The 13,668-nt window shown below is 74.5% G+C and carries 15 protein-coding genes, 1 pseudogene and 1 riboswitch; of the genes and pseudogenes, 3 read left to right on the forward strand and 13 right to left on the reverse strand.

The annotated features are described in order from the left end of the window. Window positions 1-9 precede the first annotated feature (9 nt). Window positions 10-984, reverse strand: coding sequence for a LacI family DNA-binding transcriptional regulator (locus Ae150APs1_RS08580; protein ID WP_010239700.1), 975 nt, complete (start codon window positions 982-984; stop codon window positions 10-12). Between the two features lie 214 nt (window positions 985-1,198). On the opposite strand from Ae150APs1_RS08580, the pseudogene Ae150APs1_RS08585 reads away from it, so the two are divergent. After that, window positions 1,199-2,574, forward strand: a pseudogene (locus Ae150APs1_RS08585) (sugar porter family MFS transporter). A 37-nt stretch (window positions 2,575-2,611) separates the two neighbouring features. Here the strand turns inward: Ae150APs1_RS08585 and Ae150APs1_RS08590 are convergent. The 10 genes from Ae150APs1_RS08590 to Ae150APs1_RS08635 all read right to left on the reverse strand — a co-directional run bounded on the left by Ae150APs1_RS08590 (window position 2,612) and on the right by Ae150APs1_RS08635 (window position 11,138). After that, window positions 2,612-2,866, reverse strand: a complete 255-nt coding sequence (locus Ae150APs1_RS08590; protein WP_060575164.1) for a hypothetical protein — start codon at window positions 2,864-2,866, stop codon at window positions 2,612-2,614. Window positions 2,867-3,100: 234 nt separating this feature from the next. Beyond that, window positions 3,101-3,490 carry a hypothetical protein gene (locus tag Ae150APs1_RS08595; protein WP_060575163.1) on the reverse strand — a complete coding sequence of 130 codons (390 nt, stop codon included), beginning with the start codon at window positions 3,488-3,490 and terminating at the stop codon, window positions 3,101-3,103. A 387-nt stretch (window positions 3,491-3,877) separates the two neighbouring features. After that, window positions 3,878-4,324 carry a glycerol dehydratase reactivase beta/small subunit family protein gene (locus Ae150APs1_RS08600; protein ID WP_083703812.1) on the reverse strand — a complete coding sequence of 149 codons (447 nt, stop codon included), beginning with the start codon at window positions 4,322-4,324 and terminating at the stop codon, window positions 3,878-3,880. After that, the gene (locus Ae150APs1_RS08605; protein ID WP_075296829.1) at window positions 4,321-6,177 is read right to left on the reverse strand and encodes a diol dehydratase reactivase subunit alpha; all 1,857 of its coding nucleotides are present in this window, start codon (window positions 6,175-6,177) and stop codon (window positions 4,321-4,323) included. Before Ae150APs1_RS08605 ends, Ae150APs1_RS08600 begins: the two co-directional genes overlap by 4 nt. Before the next feature lie 43 nt (window positions 6,178-6,220). Continuing rightward, complete coding sequence (locus tag Ae150APs1_RS08610) at window positions 6,221-6,802, reverse strand: propanediol/glycerol family dehydratase medium subunit (protein ID WP_010239684.1); 582 nt, start codon at window positions 6,800-6,802, stop codon at window positions 6,221-6,223. After that, on the reverse strand, window positions 6,799-8,511 hold the full coding sequence (locus tag Ae150APs1_RS08615) for a propanediol/glycerol family dehydratase large subunit (protein WP_075296830.1): 1,713 nt from the start codon (window positions 8,509-8,511) through the stop codon (window positions 6,799-6,801). Before Ae150APs1_RS08615 ends, Ae150APs1_RS08610 begins: the two co-directional genes overlap by 4 nt. Window position 8,512: 1 nt before the next feature. Then, the gene (locus tag Ae150APs1_RS08620; protein ID WP_010239681.1) at window positions 8,513-8,935 is read right to left on the reverse strand and encodes a diol dehydratase small subunit; all 423 of its coding nucleotides are present in this window, start codon (window positions 8,933-8,935) and stop codon (window positions 8,513-8,515) included. Next, the gene (locus tag Ae150APs1_RS08625) at window positions 8,932-9,843 is read right to left on the reverse strand and encodes an MIP family channel protein (RefSeq protein ID WP_083680003.1); all 912 of its coding nucleotides are present in this window, start codon (window positions 9,841-9,843) and stop codon (window positions 8,932-8,934) included. Before Ae150APs1_RS08625 ends, Ae150APs1_RS08620 begins: the two co-directional genes overlap by 4 nt. Window positions 9,844-9,853: 10 nt before the next feature. Next, window positions 9,854-10,258 carry a heme-binding protein gene (locus tag Ae150APs1_RS08630; protein ID WP_029239851.1) on the reverse strand — a complete coding sequence of 135 codons (405 nt, stop codon included), beginning with the start codon at window positions 10,256-10,258 and terminating at the stop codon, window positions 9,854-9,856. A gap of 169 nt (window positions 10,259-10,427) precedes the next feature. After that, the gene (locus Ae150APs1_RS08635) at window positions 10,428-11,138 is read right to left on the reverse strand and encodes a GntR family transcriptional regulator (RefSeq protein WP_227013342.1); all 711 of its coding nucleotides are present in this window, start codon (window positions 11,136-11,138) and stop codon (window positions 10,428-10,430) included. 88 nt (window positions 11,139-11,226) lie between these two features. On the opposite strand from Ae150APs1_RS08635, the gene Ae150APs1_RS08640 reads away from it, so the two are divergent. Both Ae150APs1_RS08640 and Ae150APs1_RS08650 read left to right on the forward strand, forming a co-directional pair. After that, complete coding sequence (locus Ae150APs1_RS08640) at window positions 11,227-11,724, forward strand: GAF domain-containing protein (RefSeq protein ID WP_075296834.1); 498 nt, start codon at window positions 11,227-11,229, stop codon at window positions 11,722-11,724. A 442-nt stretch (window positions 11,725-12,166) separates the two neighbouring features. Continuing rightward, window positions 12,167-12,688, forward strand: a complete 522-nt coding sequence (locus tag Ae150APs1_RS08650) for a response regulator transcription factor (RefSeq protein WP_139316842.1) — start codon at window positions 12,167-12,169, stop codon at window positions 12,686-12,688. Here the strand turns inward: Ae150APs1_RS08650 and crcB are convergent. Together crcB and Ae150APs1_RS08660 are read right to left on the reverse strand one after the other, a co-directional pair. After that, a complete protein-coding gene (crcB, locus tag Ae150APs1_RS08655; protein ID WP_075296840.1) occupies window positions 12,685-13,059 on the reverse strand; it encodes a fluoride efflux transporter CrcB in 375 nt (124 codons plus the stop codon). The two genes, Ae150APs1_RS08650 and crcB, sit on opposite strands and share 4 nt — an antisense overlap. Beyond that, window positions 13,056-13,451, reverse strand: a complete 396-nt coding sequence (locus tag Ae150APs1_RS08660) for a CrcB family protein (protein ID WP_075296842.1) — start codon at window positions 13,449-13,451, stop codon at window positions 13,056-13,058. The genes crcB and Ae150APs1_RS08660 overlap by 4 nt, the downstream gene beginning before the upstream one ends. A gap of 60 nt (window positions 13,452-13,511) precedes the next feature. Further along, window positions 13,512-13,575, reverse strand: a riboswitch (Fluoride riboswitch). Window positions 13,576-13,668: the final 93 nt, after the last annotated feature.

Below are 13,668 nucleotides of genomic sequence, written 5' to 3' on the forward strand. Positions count from 1 at the left end.
CACCGGCACCTACCGGCAGGACTCGCGCTCCACCAGGCGGACGGGCAGCACCGTGCGGCGGCGGAACCGCCTGCGCGGGTGGTCGAGCCGGTCGAACACGCGCTGCGCGGCGTGCTCGCCGAGCGCGACCGGGTCCTGGTCGACCACGGTGAGGGCCGGGGAGAGCATGTCCGCCATCGGGAAGTCGCCGAACCCGACGACCGCGAGCCTCCGGTGCCGCAGCACCGGGACGAGCGCCATGCTGCTGCGCGCGTTGGACGACAGGATCGCCGTCGGCGGGCCGGGCAGCGCGTCCAGCCGCCCGACGACGGCCGCGGCGCTCGCCCGGTCGATCGCCCCGAACTCCTCGTAGCCCTCCGGCACGGTCAGGCCGGCGTCGGCGAGCGCGCCGCGGTAGCCGAGCAGCCGGTTGCGGGCGGTCGGCAGCTCGGGCAGGTCGCCGACGAACGCGATCCTCTCGTGACCGTGCCCGATCAGGTGCTCGGTGGCCGCACGGGCACCACCGGCGTCGTCCTCGATGAAGGAGTCGGCCGCCACGCCCACCGGGGCGCGGTCGACGAACACGATCGGCAGCCGCTCCCGCCACCGGGCCAGGTACGAGTGGTCGGCCTCGACGGGAGCGACGACCAGTCCGCTCAGCGACTGGCTCAGCAACCGCCCGACCGTCTCGTGCTCCGTGCGCGTGGTGTGCCCGACGCTGGTGACCACGGTGGACATGCCGCGGTCGAGCGCGAGCCGGTTCACCGACTCGGCGACGGCGGCGAAGAACGGGTCGAGCAGGTCCGGGACGACGACGCCGACCACCGGCGCGCGGCCCTTCCGGAACGTGGTGGCCACCGAGTTCGGCACGTAGTTGAGCTCGCGCAGTGCGGACTCGACGCGGGTGCGGGTCTCGGGCAGCACGTGCTCGTCGTCGTTGAAGACACGCGAGACCGTCTTCGCGCTCACACCGGCTCGGGCGGCGACGTCTCGCATCGTGGTCATGACGACGTGGCCGGACCTTTCCACAGGGGGTGCGGCGACCGGCGGCGCCGGCAGCGGGGCCGGTCCCGGTCGGGTCGGCGCAGTCTATCGGCCACCGCCCCGGAGGGACCACGGACCGATCATGTCACCGATGTCGCGGTCGCGCTTGACATCGGTGTCATGCCGTCTTCTACTGACGCCGGAGAAACACCTCGAGAACAACCGGAGACATCAGATGAACGACAACGCGGTCGTCGGCACACCACGACGGGGGACCGGGGCCACGGTGATCGCGGCCCTCGGCGGGCTGCTCTTCGGGTACGACACCGGCATCATCTCCGCCGCGCTGCTCTACCTCGGGCCCGCGTTCGGGCTCAGCGACCAGGCCAAGGAGATCGTGGTCGCGTCGCTGCTGGTCGGCGCGATCGTCGGTGTCGCGGGCGGCGGCACGGTGATGGACCGGATCGGCCGCCGGCGCACCCTGCTCGGCGTCGCGGTGCTGTTCCTCGCCGGGGCGGTCGCCTCCGGCCTGGCGGGCTCGCTGACCGTCCTGCTCCTCGCCCGCATCGTGCTCGGCCTGGCGATCGGGGCCGCGTCGGTCGCGGTTCCCGCCTACATCGCCGAGATCGCACCGGCACACCTGCGCGGCCGGCTCGTGTCGGTCAACCAGCTGATGATCTCCTCCGGGATCCTGCTCTCCTACGTCACCGGCTACGTGCTGTCGGACGCGCAGGCGTGGCGCTGGATGCTCGCGATCGCCGCGGTCCCCGCCGCGGTCATGCTGGTGGCGCTCCCCCGGCTCCCGGAGAGCCCACGGTGGCTGCTCGCGAAGGGCCGTGAGACGAGGCGCGGGCCCTGCTCGCCGACGGCCGCAGCCCGGCCGAGGTCGACGACGAGGTCCGCGGCATCACCGAGGCGATGCACGCCGAGACCCGGTCCACCGTCCGCGACCTGCTCGGCTCCCGGTTCCGGCCGGGCATCGTCCTCGGCGTCGGCGTGGCCGCGACGAACCAGCTGGTCGGCGTCAACGCCGTCACCTACTACACCCCGACCCTGCTCACCGGCTCCGGTTTCGGGGAGTCGGCCGCGATCCTGTCGTCGGTCGGGCTCGGTGTCGCGAACGTCGCCTTCACCCTCGTCGGCCTGGTCCTCGTGGACCGGATCGAGCGCCGCCCGCTGGTGCTCGGCGGCACCGGCCTCGTCGTCGCGCTCGTGGTGATCGGCGCGGTCTACGCGTTCACCGACCTGAGCGGGATCTGGGCCGCCGTCCTGCTGGCCTTCCTGATGATCTACCAGGCGTCCTTCGCGGCCAGCCTCGGCCTGGCGATGTGGCTGGTCAACAGCGAGGTCTTCCCGACGGAGGTCCGCGGCAAGGCGGGCAGCGCCGGCCTCGCCACGCACTGGATCCTGAACCTGCTGATCTCGGTCACCGTGCTGACCACGATCGACGCGATCACCCCGAGCGGGCTGTTCTGGCTCTACGCCGTCCTCGGCGGCCTCGGCCTGGTGTTCCTCTACAGGCGCCTGCCCGAGACCCGTGGCCGCACGCTGGAGGAGATCGACGCCGAGCTGAACGGCGGACGTCCGGCCCGGCAGGCGTCCACCGGCTGAGGTCCGGCCGGTGCCGGCCGGGTCCGGGCCGCCGCGGTCACCCCTGGTCCTCGGCGAGGGCCACCGTGGTCCCGACCGTCATCACCTCCACCGGGAGGAGTCCCGGATCGGCCACGGGCGCGTCGGCCCCCTCGGCGGGCGCGGCCGCGCCGGCGTCGGCGCCGCGCCGCGGACGTCGTTCGGGAAGGCGTGCCTCGATCCACGCCATCCCCATCGTGAGCACCATGACCAGCAGTGGGACGCACAGCGGGATCCAGAGGTCCCCCACGCCGGTACCGACCGTCGACGCCATCGGAGCGCGGTCAGCGTGCGGATCCGGGACTCCTCTCCGGTCCGGTCCGTGGGCGCTCGTCGCGCCCGCCGCCCCGTGTCCTCCCGGGTGACCACCACCCGGTGGCCCCCGTCGCGGCACCGCCCCGGACCCGTCGCACCACGGCACTCCCCTTCCGCTCGCACACTCCGCAGCCGCCGGAGGGGAGCACTCGGCGGCGGCCCTACCCTGGTTGGTTGTCGCGTCCGGCCGACGTCATTCGTCGGGACATTCGGCCAGGTACGCGAGATTCGCCCGGTCCCAGACGGGCGCGTTCGCCGAGGCGAGGTGCGCCCACATGATCGCGTGCTCGACCCCGCCGCCGTAGAGGCGGCCGATCTCGGACCGGCCGAAGATGGCCTCGTTCGCGGCCGACAACTCCCGGACGACGGCGGCCGGTGAGACCGGGACCGGATCGACGCACCCGGTCAACGGGGCCGCCCCGCCGTCGCGTACCCACACCAGGGCCGCGACCGCGCCCCGGTGGAAGTCGTCGACGCGGACGTCGCGCCCGGCGCTCCCGTTGCCGTCCCCGAGCCGGACACGCAACGTGGAGATCATCTCGTCGAGGACGTCCGGGGCCCTCGTCCGGCGCAGCTCAGCCATGCACACCACGCTCGCAGGCGGCCCCGTCCCGAGGCGGGACCGTCGGGTGTCCCCACCCCTCGACGGGGGCACCGGGGCAGGCACGCACCCGGGCGGGCGCACCGGCCCGATCCCGTCGCGAACCGGCCGAGACCATCACGACCATCCTCTCGCTCGCTCGCCGGTCGCCACCCGTGCGACGCTCGTGACCAGGATCGATCGCGCTCCGCCGCCGGTACCGGAACTAGCAGGGCTACTCCCCTCGATGATCACCTACAAGGCTCTTCACGACCGGCGTCGTGAACTGGCCAACGGCGACGCGGACCGGACGAACACGGGCCGGCCGGAACGCGCGGCATCGTCCGCGGGGTCGTCTTCGCCCGGAATCCGCACGGGTGGGAGCGGAGGTCAGCAGCGTCCGGGGGGTTCCACCGGACGGAGTGACGTCCGCAGCGGCAGCCCGGCGACGATCCGCGCCGCGTCGCCGCCGAGCACCCGCACCTGCGCCGGGCCGGCACCGGGACCGGGACCGGGACCGGGACCGGGACCGGGACCGGGACCGGGACCGGGACCGAGCGTCAGGAGGACGTGCGGCACGAGGGCGTGGTGCACCGCGACCGTCCCGTCGCGGGCGACGCCCACGCCGACCTCGAGCCGCGACTCCGCCGCGGCGTACCTGCCGAGCTGCTCCGCGCCGGCGTCCTCCGCTCCTCCGTCCACGGCCCCGGCCGGCGCCGTCGGGATGCCCTGCTCCTCGACGCCCGCGTACACCTCGCGCACGACGACCGCGGGGGCGGCGGCGTGGACGGCGACGAGCACCGCGGGCGGTGACGGGGCTGGACCGTCCCGGCTCACGTCGCCACCCGGTGCCCGGCCCGCCGCGTCGTCCCCGCCGCGACGCCGGCGTGGGCGTCCACCAGCCCGGCCGCGACGGCGTTGCGCGGGCCCTCGGTGCCGTGCACGTTGCCGATGCCGCAGACCGCGCCGTACGGGGCGAGTGCGTCGGCGACCATCGCCGGGATCTCGAAGTCCAGCGCCGACCCGCCCAGCAGCACCACCGACCCGAGCAGCCGCAGCGATCCCTGCGGGGCGACCTGCGCGAGGGCGCGGAGCGCGTTGACGACGAACACCCGCTGCTTGGCCGCCCGGCGGACCCGGCGGACCTCCTCCAGCGAGCCGCGCACGGGCACCGCCGCGAGCCCGTCCGGGGTCACGGTGACGACCTTCGCGAACACGTGCGGCGGCAGCGGCTCACCGAAGAACTGCACCGAGCCGTCCTCGTGGCGGACGTGGAAGAAGCTCTCCACCTTCGCCAGCGGATGCCGCTTCACCGACTCGGCGGCCTCGCGGTCGTCGATCCCCAGCTCGGAGCCGATGAGCCGGGTGACCAGCTCGCCCGCACCGGCGACGTGGACGGTCGAGACGGTGCCGTCGGCGTCGAGCAGGGCCGCGTCGGTCGAGCCGCCACCCATGTCGACGATCGCGATCGGGACCGACGAGCCCGGGGTGGTGAGCGCGCCGCGCACCGCGACCTCGGCCTCCACCCCGCCGATGACGGTGTCGCAGCCGAGCTCGGCGGCGAGCGCGTCGGCCACCGCCTGCATCCGGCTGCGGCTGGTGCGGACCATCGCCGCGAGCGCGACGGCGTTCTCCCGGGAGACCTCGCCCGCGAGCCCGCCGCGCACGGCGGCGGGCACCACGGTGTCCACGGCGAGGACGTCCCGGATCCGGATCTCCGACGCGGGCTGCCCCGTCACGTCGGTCATCGTGTCGCGGACGTTCGCGAGCATGCCGCCGACGTGGGTGCCGGGCTCGCCGTGCACGTCGGTCAGCGGGGCGATCCGCGCGACGGCGTCCATGATGGCGTCCGCGCCGTCGTCGACGCCGACGTCGAGCGTGCGCCCGGAGCCCGACAGCGTCAGCGTCCCGACCGGGATGCGCCGGTCGGTGACGTCACCGGCCGGTGTCCGCACGACGACGGCGGACCGGTTGCCCGAGAGCGCGCGGGCCACCGGGGAGACCTGCCGGGTCTGCTCGGCGTCGAGGTCGAACGTCGACGCCAGCCCGTAGGAGTCCGACAGCGTGCGGATCGTCCTCCCCGGCGGCGCGACCTCCACCGCCGCGAGCATCCCGAGGGGGACCCGCTCCACGGCGGACACCTCGTCGACGACCGAGATCCGGTGCCGCAGCCGGTTCACCACGAGGACCGCGTCGTCGCCGTGCAGGACCGCGGCGACGACCTCGACGCCGCGGTCGGACGCCCGGTTCAGCCGCTCCGCGACGTCGTCGAAGTCGGCGCCGGCGGCGACCACGACGACGACCGGGCTCCCCGCCGCGGTGCCGCCGAGCCCGTCGAGGGGCACGGTCGTGCCGACCCCGATCCCCTCGCCCCCCGGGGTCTCCGGGTTGTGCCCGATCATCGTGGACTCGGTGATGACGGTCTCGGTGATCGTCTCCATCGCGAGCCCGCTGATCACCGGCGTGGCCTCGTTGAGCAGCACGGTCGCGAGGTCACCGGCCGGCCGCCCGGCGGCCCCCAGGGCCCGCCGGACGGCCGTGACCGCCCCCGCCGTGTTGGCCGGGGTGCCCTTCACCCCCGTCGTCGCGGTCAGCGAGGACGCGAGGCGCCCGACCACACCGCCGGACACCTCGGCGACGCACGCCTCGGTGGTGGAGTTGCCGATGTCGACGCCGATGACGAGGGACACTCATGGCCTTCCTGCTCGGTACGGCGCACGCCGCGGGGTTCGGTCAGTCGACGCGGGTGATGACCGGCTCGACCTCCACCGCGGCGCGGGAGTGGTCGATGCACTCGAACTCCTTGATGTGCAGCAGCGCCGCCTTCGCCTGCCAGCGCGGCCGCGCCATCTGGTCGTTGCGGGTCGGCACCGGGCGGGGTGACCGGCCCTGGGCGTACTGGGCCGCGTTCGCACCGATCATGCGGAACACCTCGGCGTCGAGCAACGGGGCCTGCGGGAACAGCTCCAGGTTCGACAGCCGCGGCAGGTCGCGCTGGTGGACGACGGTGGTGCCACGGGACAGCACGCCCACCGCGATCCCGGAGCCGGACAGCGAGGCCCCGAAGTGCGCGATCGCTGCCAGGTCGGCGGTCCGGAACACCTTGATCAGCCGTGCGGTGCCGCCCTGCTCCTCGATGCCGGCGAGCAGCTGCCGGACGACCTCGGCGTGCGGCACCTCGACGATCGTCTTGGTGAACGGGTCGCCGAAGGCCGGCGAGAGCGCGACGACGACCTCCTCGGGCCGGGTGCCCCGCTCCGCGGTCCCGGTCTCGCGCAGGGTCAGTGTCCGGAGCGGTTCGACTGCGGCGGTCATGAGACCTCCTCCTCGGGGTTCTCGGCGGAGGTGACGTGGCGGAGCTTCTTGAGCTCCTCCCACCGCTCGCCGGACAGGCGGTAGCCGGTGCCGGGGCCGGCGTAGTCGTTGGCGTCGTTGATCGCGGCCAGCGGCACGAAGTCGCCGGTCAGCACGGCCGCGGTCTGCAGCAGGTCCCCGGACACGCGCTGGCGCAGCACCTGCAGGTAGTTCTCCGCCACGTCCCCGAAGCCGGAGCGCTCCAGGATCCGCACCAGGTCCAGCCCGGTGACGCCGCGCTCCATCACGCTGCGGGCGCCCTCGAGGTCGGCGAGCACGTCGCGGTCGGGGTAGTCGTCGCTGGAGTCGGCGTAGGTCGCCGCCTCCACCTCCTCGTCGGTGATCGCGGGGAGGTCGAGCTCGGCGAACACCGCCTGCAGCGCGCGGGCGGCCTTGTTGCGGACCTGCAGGATGACGTCGTCGCGGACGTGCCGCAGGCCGCCGTCGACCTGCATGTCGCGCTGGATGACGTTCCAGTCGTCGTAGTCCTCGGTGTCGAGGTTGGACCCGGCGAACATGTTGTCCCGGTTCGGCACCGCGGAGTAACCGGAGCACACGAAGTCGGTGCCCGGCAGCATCTGCGGCAGCAGCCGGCTGGTGCGGCGCATCGGCGAGTGCGAGAACGACTGGTCGTTGCCCGACGCGCACTCCAGGTCCATCCAGCTGGCGACGAGGTTCTCCGCGGCGACCGCCCGGATCCCGCCGGGCACCGCCCCGGGGACGCCGATGCAGGAGATCGAGCCGTTCTGCAGGCCCTGCACACCCGCGCCGCGCGCCATGAGGATGCAGCGGATCTCCAGGTACAGCATGGACCGCCCCTCGGCGTTGCCCATCTGCACCTCCGAACCGGTGCCCGAGGTGAAACGCATCTTGATCCCGCGCGAGGCGTAGGCCGAGGCCAGGAACGCCTTCGACCACGGGGGGTCGTCGCCGTCGACGAACACCGACTCGGTGCCGTAGATGGAGATCGTCTCGGCGTAGGCGGTGATCCCCCGCATGCCGAGATCGAGCTCGGTCGCCTCCTCCAGCGCGCACTGGGTGAGGACGCCGCCGCGCCCGACCTGGGCGCCGACCTGGAGGCCGATCGCCACCAGCGGCGCGTAGCGGACGACGCCGAGGGTCGTCTCCAGCTCGGCGAACCCGCGCACCGCACCCTCGGCGGCGTCGGCCGCGACCTGGATCGGGTTGTCCTTCGCGCTCGTGGAGTGCGCCTGGTTGGCGGGCGTGCGCCGCGAGCGCGTCTTCTGGATGCCCATCATGATCTCGACGACGTTCATCAGCTTGACGACGTCGAGGATCTTGGCCGGGGTCATCCCACGGCCGAGCGCGACCACCTCGTCGCGGGTGGTCCGCGGGTCGCAGAGCATCCTGGCGATCTCGATCGACGGCGTCGCGAGGGCGTCCTCGCAGGTCGCGACGTCGATCGCGTGGTCGGCGATGAAGGTGTCCATGAAGTCGAACTCGTCGCGGGTGCGGCCGTCGAGCTCGACGATCCGGCCGTCCTCGACGCGCACGCCCGGCTTCGGGTCGAAGTCGGACTCCATCGCGACGAGGCCCTTCTCGGGCCACTCCTCGACGAAGCCGTCCAGGTTGACCGGGCGGTCCTCGAGGATTCCGGTGCGCGTGGACGTCCGCACCGTCGAGTCGGGACGCGGGGCTACGGCGGTCATGTCAGTCCTCCTCGGCGAGCAGGTTGCGGGCGGCGTAGACCTGCGCGGCCTCGCGGACGAGCGCGGCGCACAGGGGGGCGGAGTAGGTGGCCTCCAGCCGGGCGGCGATCGACTCGAGCCGGTCCGCGCTCGACGCGTTGGGGCGCAGCGCGTTGTACATGGCGAGGACCTCGTCGTCGGGGATGGCGGTCATCTCCGCGGCCCGGCGGCAGTTCTCGCCCAGCTGACGGCGGCCCATCGACTCGGCGATGCTGCCCTGCATGACCAGCGTCGCGGGCGTCACGCGCAGGTCCTCGGCGGTGACGTCACCGGCGACGACGGCGGCCATCGTGATGTCGGACAGCGCCTTGCCGGTGGGCGTGCGGAGCAGCTCGGGCCGGTTGACCGAGAGCGGGTAGTCGGCGGGGGTCAGGTCGACGGTCATCGGGACGCCTCCTTCGGGGGCGGGGACGGCTGGGACGGCAGGTCGCCGGGGACGACCTCGACCGCGGTGATCGGGTGGCGCGGGTCGGCGACGGCCCCGGCCTCGGCGGACTCCGGGGTCGGTGCGGGCGCCGGTGCGGCGAGGGCCGCGGGCACCTCGAGACGCTCGATGAGCAGGACGTACAGGCCACCGCCGAGCAACGCACCGATCACCGGCGCGACGATCGGCAGCCACCAGTACGGCGTGCCGTCGGCGGTGCCCCAGGCGCCGTCGTAGCCGGTGAGCCACTGTGCGAGCCGGGGCCCGAAGTCACGGGCCGGGTTGATCGCGTAGCCGGCGTTGGTGCCCCACGCGAAGCCGATCCCGAGCAGCAGGAACCCGACCATCAGCGGGAGCAGCTGGCCCGCGGCGCCCTGCAGCGTCGCGAGCAGTGCGAACAGGACGAACACCAGCAGCGCGGTGCCGACGATCTGGTCGAAGAACGCCGTCCCGATCCCGTGGTTGGGCAGCGTCGAGAAGATCGTCTGGGACGCCGTGGTCAGGCCGGGGTCGACCGACGCGATCCCCGAGGCGTACACCCCGCGGGTCACCAGCGCGGCGAGGAACGCCCCGAGGGTCTGCGCGGCGATGTAGGGCAGGACGCTGCGCCACGGCAGTCCGCGGTAGACCGCCATCGCGAGGGTGACGGCCGGGTTGAGGTGGCCGGCGCCGAGGCGCCCGGCCACGTAGATGCCCATGATCAGGCCGGCGACCCAGCCCCAGGTCAGGGTGGCCCAGTCACCGGCGTCGCCGCCGGAGACCACCATCTGCGCCACCGCGGCGGTGCCGAAGACGACGAGGACGAACGTGCCGGCGAGCTCGCCGACGCCCTCACGGACGAGCGGCGACGGTGCCACGGATCGCGTCATCGCGGGCCCCTCATTCCTTGATCGCCGCGACGGCGGCCTCGGCGACGAGGGTGTCCTGCTCGACGGAGCCCGCGCTGACGCCGACGGCGCCGACCAGCTCGCCGTCGCGGTGGACGGGGATCCCGCCGCCGAAGACGACGAGCCCGCCGGCGGTCTGCTCCAGGCCGTACAGCTCGGCGCCGGGCTGGACCAGCGGGGTCAGCGCGCCCGTCGGGGCCTCCATGAGGACCGACGTCACCGCCTTGCGCTGGGAGATGTCGATGCTGGCGCGGATCGCGCCGTCCTGGCGGGCGAAGGCCAGCAGGTGCCCGCCGGCGTCGACGACGGCGACGTTCATCGGTTGGCCGATGCGGTCGGCCTCGGCCAGCCCGGCGTCGAGCATCCGGCGTGCCTCGGCAAGGGTCAGTCCCGGCATGCGGTCCTCCGCGGATCCGGTGGGCGCCCCGCTCCCGGTCGCCGTGCGACGGTCCGGCGGGGCGGCCGGGCACCGCCCGGCGACGACGGACACTAGGAGCGCCCCGACCGGCCGACCACGGGGAGAGTCCCCACCCCCGGCCCTGGGGGATCTCCCCCACGACGAGGGGTCAGCCGCCGATCGGATGACCCCCTGCGGGACGGGTACCGGCCCGCTGGCCCCCCAGCACGGAGACGCGGGTGGCGTCGAGGTGGTCCCGCAGCCGCTCGCGGGTCCCGGCGCGGTCCCCGCGGCCCAGCGCGTCGACGATCGCCTCGTGCTGGGTGAGGATCTCGTGCGGCCGGGAGGGCCCCCGTTCCAGCGAGCCGAGGTTCATCCGCAGCTGACGGTCGCGCAGCGAGGCGTAGAGCTCCAGCAGGATCGCGTTGCGCGCGCTCTCGACGACGGTGATGTGGAAGCGGCGGTCGGCCTCGGCGAACGCCCGCTGGTCGCCCGAGGCCAGCGCGGCGCGCTGGACGTCCAGCACGTCACGCAGGGCGCGGGCCACGACGGCGCGCTCGGCCTCGGACACCGCGCAGAGCTTCTCCAGCGCGTGCCCTTCGACCAGCTCGCGGGCCTCCAGCACGTCCTCGACCTCGTGCGGCGACACCGCGACCACGAGCGCCCCGCGCTTGGGGAACAGCCGCAGCAGCCCCTCGGCCTCGAGGCGCAGGAACGCCTCCCGCACCGGGGTGCGGCTCATGGCGAGCGTCTCGGCGACCTGGCCCTCGGTGATGAGGTCCCCGCCGGGGAACGAGCCGTCGAGGATGCGTGACTTCGTGTCGCGGTAGGCGCGCTCCTTGGCCGATGTCCCCGCCGGCACACCACCGTTCCCCGCCACGTCACCGCCCTTGCCCTCGACTCGGCGCGACCCTACTCTCACCCCATCAATGCATCTTGTATGCTTCATGCGTCGAGGAGGACGGCTGGTGGTCGCAGCGGCACCGTCGGGCGCACTCGCGGCCCGTCCCGGCCCCCCGGGGTCCGTGCACCCCGGCGACGGCGACCCCCTGCTGCACCGCATCGCCGACCACCTGCGCACGCTCACCGGCGGTGCCGGTTGGGTCGTGCGCGTCGACGAGGCCCGCGGATCGTGGGCGGGGGCGGTGGACGACGGCGGCGTGCCCGGCGACGTCGTCGCCCGGCTGCTCGCGACCCGCGCGCCGGTGCACGACGAGTCCCCCGGGCGCCGCCCGATCCTCGCCGTGCCGGTCCGGCGCGGCCCCCGCATCGTCGGCGCCTGTGTCGTCACCGGCGGGATCGCCGGCTTCTCCTCCGCCGACGTCCACCTCGCGGAGCTGTTCGCCGACTACGCCGCGCTCGCGCTCGCCGACAGCGGTGCGCTCGCCGGGCGCACCCTCGAACAGGCCGTGCGCCAGGAGCTCGCCTGGGTGGAGACGCAGGGGCCCCCCGTGCGGACCTCGTGACCGTCGGCTCCGGGACGATCCCCGCCGAGACCGCCGACGAGGTGTTCCGGACGGTGCAGGAGGCGCTGCTCAACGTCGCGGTGCACGCCGGCGCGGCCTGCGTGCGGGTCGGGGTGGTGCACGGCCCCGGCACGCTCACCGTCCTGGTCGAGGACGACGGCCGCGGGTTCGACGCCTCGGCGGGCACCCGGCTGCACGTCGCGGCCGCGGGCGCGCGCCTCGGCCTGCGTTCCATGGCGGCCAGGGCGCGCCGCCTCGACGGCGAGCTCGAGATCGACAGCAGCCCCGGGTCCGGTACCCGGCTGCGCCTGACCGTGCCCTGCACGACGGTGGCCCCGGCCGCACCGGGCCGGGTCCGGACCGGGGTGCTCGTCGCCGCGGCCCGCCCGGTGGTGCGCGCCGGATCGTCCGCCTGCTGCAGCTCGGCGAACCCGGGCTCGGCATGGTCTCGGAGGTCCCCGACGCCGCCGACGCCGACCGGATCGCCGGCGCCTGCCGGCTCCTCGGCCCGGACGTGCTCGTCGTGGACCACGAACTGCTCGGCGACGACCTCGGCGTGCTCGACCGCCTCGCGGCCCTGCCCGACCCGCCGGCCGTCGTCCTGCTCGCCGAGGACTGCCCGGACCAGCGGCTGCGCGCCGCCGTCGCCGCCGGGGTGAAGGGCTGCGTCGACCCGGACGCCGACGGGGCACGCCTGGCCGCCGTCGTCGGTGCCGCCGGACGCGGCGAGACCCTCCTCGCCGACGAGCAGCTCGGGCGGCTCGCCGCGCCGCGGCGCACCGTGGGTCTCCCTGGGATCACGCCGCGGGAGGAGGAGGTCCGGGCGCTCGTCGCCGACGGCCTCACCGACCGCCAGATCGCCCGCACGCTGGCCATCTCGGCGAAGACGGTCGAGAAGCACGTCGGCTCGCTGCTGCGCAAGACCAGGACGAGCAACCGGACGATGCTCGCCCGGCTGGCCTAGACCGCGAGTCCGGCCAGCGCCCATCCCGCGGCCGCCGACCCGACCCCCACGATCATGCTGACCAGCAGGTACGCCGTCGCCGTCAGCCGCTCGCGGACGTCGAGGAGTGCGACCACCTCGTAGCTGAAGGTGCTGTAGGTCGTCAGTGCGCCGCAGAAGCCGGTCGCGGCCAGCAGCTGGGCCCACGGCGGGAGCGCCGCCGACGCACCGGCGAGCCCGCCGAGCACGAACGACCCGATGACGTTCGCGGCGAACGTCCCCCACGGGAACGCGGTCCGGACCACCCGGCGGCCCAGCCGGTCGAGCATGTACCGCAGCGGTGCCCCGACCGCCGCCCCGAGCGCCACCAGAAGCGCCGACGACGCGGTCACCGGCCGGTCCCCCGGCGCGCGGCCCGGCGGGTGAGCGCGACACCCGCACCGCACGCCGCGACGGCGAGCAGCGGCGTCGCCACCAGGTACCCGACGGCGGCGGCGATGCGGCCCGCGGCGGCGAGGTGCAGCAGGTCGACCGACCACGTCGAGAACGTCGTGTACCCGCCCAGCACGCCGGTCGCGAGCAGCGGGCGGAGCAGCGGGTGCGGGGTGGTCAGCTCGACCAGGACGGTGAGCAGGACCCCGATCAGCAGGCAGCCCGACAGGTTGATCACGAACGTCGTCCACGGCCAGCCGCCCGGCCCGTCGGGGAACAGCACGCCCAGGACCCAGCGGGCCTCCGCGCCGGCGACGCCGCCGGCCGCCACCGCCCCCAGCACCGCGGGCATCCGCGGGTTCCTCCGTGACCGATGCTCGTCCACGCACACCACTCCCACACGGCCGTCTCCGGTCGGGTAGGAGCCATCAGCCCGGGCGGGCGGTTGTCGGCGGAGCCCCATCGCCGTCGAGGGGCACCGTACCCCGGCCCGGCCGGGAGCGGCGGCTCAGCACCGGTGGTACCGCAGCGGTCGGGGCCTCAGTCGGTCTCGACCTTGAACCCGACCT

This window comes from Pseudonocardia sp. Ae150A_Ps1 (assembly GCF_001932315.1).
GTDB lineage: Bacteria > Actinomycetota > Actinomycetes > Mycobacteriales > Pseudonocardiaceae > Pseudonocardia.

Coding starts and splice junctions, on each gene's coding strand:
- Ae150APs1_RS08580 (WP_010239700.1), bottom strand. CDS start 984: ATGACCACGATGCGAGACGTCGCCGCCCGAGCCGGTGTGAGCGCGAAG.
- Ae150APs1_RS08590 (WP_060575164.1), bottom strand. CDS start 2,866: ATGGCGTCGACGGTCGGTACCGGCGTGGGGGACCTCTGGATCCCGCTG.
- Ae150APs1_RS08595 (WP_060575163.1), bottom strand. CDS start 3,490: ATGGCTGAGCTGCGCCGGACGAGGGCCCCGGACGTCCTCGACGAGATG.
- Ae150APs1_RS08610 (WP_010239684.1), bottom strand. CDS start 6,802: ATGACCGCCGCAGTCGAACCGCTCCGGACACTGACCCTGCGCGAGACC.
- Ae150APs1_RS08615 (WP_075296830.1), bottom strand. CDS start 8,511: ATGACCGCCGTAGCCCCGCGTCCCGACTCGACGGTGCGGACGTCCACG.
- Ae150APs1_RS08620 (WP_010239681.1), bottom strand. CDS start 8,935: ATGACCGTCGACCTGACCCCCGCCGACTACCCGCTCTCGGTCAACCGG.
- Ae150APs1_RS08625 (WP_083680003.1), bottom strand. CDS start 9,843: ATGACGCGATCCGTGGCACCGTCGCCGCTCGTCCGTGAGGGCGTCGGC.
- Ae150APs1_RS08630 (WP_029239851.1), bottom strand. CDS start 10,258: ATGCCGGGACTGACCCTTGCCGAGGCACGCCGGATGCTCGACGCCGGG.
- Ae150APs1_RS08650 (WP_139316842.1), top strand. CDS start 12,167: ATGGTCTCGGAGGTCCCCGACGCCGCCGACGCCGACCGGATCGCCGGC.
- Ae150APs1_RS08660 (WP_075296842.1), bottom strand. CDS start 13,451: ATGCCCGCGGTGCTGGGGGCGGTGGCGGCCGGCGGCGTCGCCGGCGCG.